The sequence below is a fragment of the Candidatus Symbiothrix dinenymphae genome, from assembly GCF_001431085.1.
Window position 1 is genome coordinate 1 of record NZ_BBRU01000019.1, and the last position, 1,534, is coordinate 1,534.

The following is a 1,534-nucleotide window of genomic DNA, read 5'->3' on the forward strand; positions in this document are numbered from 1 at the left end:
GACTCCAACTATCCCACCCCCTGTATTTTGCTGTGGTATCGCTCACTACTATAGGGTCATATATAAGGTCATATATCGAGTAGTAATTTGTTATTTTCTGGAGATATTTATCCGGTATAGTTTCTACAAAATTGAGTGTAAAACCGCCATTTGTATACTTTCCATTTGCTACTACAAAGGTATCTCTTCCATAGGAATAGTCTGTAAACCAAATTTTTACTTCATCAATTCGTTCGTTGTAAAAACTTCCATCTTCCACTTTTGCCCGAAAAGTATGACCATCAAAACTGCCGGAGGTAATTTCCTCGCCTTTTTTTTCCTCATCGGTTTCTGCTTCGACACACCCAACCATAACCGCTGAAGTAGCGATTGCTGCCAGCCACAATACTTTTTTTGAAGTTTTCATAAATTTGTTTTTTTATTTTATCTGTTTTTTTGATGCACATCAGGGTACTCTTCTATCCCCGATAGCAAAGCCATCAAAAAACGCAGCAAAGGTAGATACTATTTCATTGATAATCACGAAATTTAATGGTAAATATTACCTGATTTTCGGGTAGATTTTACCCATTCTTCAACGTTTCTGCAATTTGTTGGGAATATAGTGCAAAAAAATCTTCCTCCATTGCGATGGATATTTTATATAATAAGTCGGGATAAATATGCTTCTGTTTTAGAAGTTTATGCAAATTACTGTTGTCGTAATTGATTTCGCGGGCGAGCCAAGCAACTTTGCGCTGCTTGTCGTCTAATCTTTGTCGTATCGTTTGCCCAATGTGTATTTTTATATCTGTCGCCATTTTGAAAATATAAAAGCGTGAAACTGCTCGTGATTGCTTACTTGCAAACTTTGGCTCTGCAAACCATTTACCCAAATAAGCTCGAACAACTCACACCCAACGGCGTGAATCTCGCTCACTTATTCTCCGGTAGAAATTTTGCAGACTTCAAGTTTGAGAGAATAAAAGCGTAAAACTCTATATTTTAATCTGTTATACCTTTATTTGTTCTTTTTTTCATACAATTTGTTTTCTTTACTTTGGGTGGCAAAGGTACAAAACAAAATTTGTACCCGCAAAAAATTGTTGGGAAATGCACACCAACTACCCCGTATGGGGTACAATTTTGATAACCCCGTACAAGCGTAATGTCACTAATATACAAAAAAAACACTACCTTTGTCGTCAAAAAACGACACATTATGACATCGAATCAATCGTTAGCGTTGAGCCTTGCCTTTAAGCAAGCATTAGCAATGGATTTATCAGCTCCTTTTATGGAGGATTTTCCGAAAGAAGCAGTAGCTGCATTTGTTGAAACGTATTTACCGGGTAAAACACGGGAGAAAGTTTACACGATTCCCAACACGTTGTTTACCATGTTATTGTCTACTACGCAGGAGGATAAGAGTTTGCAGCAATCGGTAAACTTGTTCAAACATTTTTATGAGACGCAGGGGCAAAATCTCCAACAACAAGAACTCAAGTTGCTGGAAGAAGAGAAAGCTGTTGCTGCTCAAAGCCCTCGTCCGGCA

At 37.7% G+C, this 1,534-nt stretch carries 3 protein-coding genes; 1 reads left to right on the forward strand and 2 read right to left on the reverse strand.

What is annotated here, in order from left to right; all coding sequences use genetic code 11:
- Positions 1–406, reverse strand: a 406-nt coding sequence (locus ASC50_RS00460) for a hypothetical protein (RefSeq protein ID WP_158648211.1), incomplete at its 3' end; no start/stop codon positions are given.
- 157 nt (positions 407–563) lie between these two features.
- The gene (locus tag ASC50_RS00465) at positions 564–800 is read right to left on the reverse strand and encodes a hypothetical protein (protein WP_056928556.1); all 237 of its coding nucleotides are present in this window, start codon (positions 798–800) and stop codon (positions 564–566) included.
- A 401-nt stretch (positions 801–1,201) separates the two neighbouring features.
- Here ASC50_RS00465 and ASC50_RS00470 point away from each other — a divergent pair.
- Positions 1,202–1,534, forward strand: a 333-nt coding sequence (locus tag ASC50_RS00470) for a hypothetical protein (RefSeq protein ID WP_158648212.1), incomplete at its 3' end; no start/stop codon positions are given.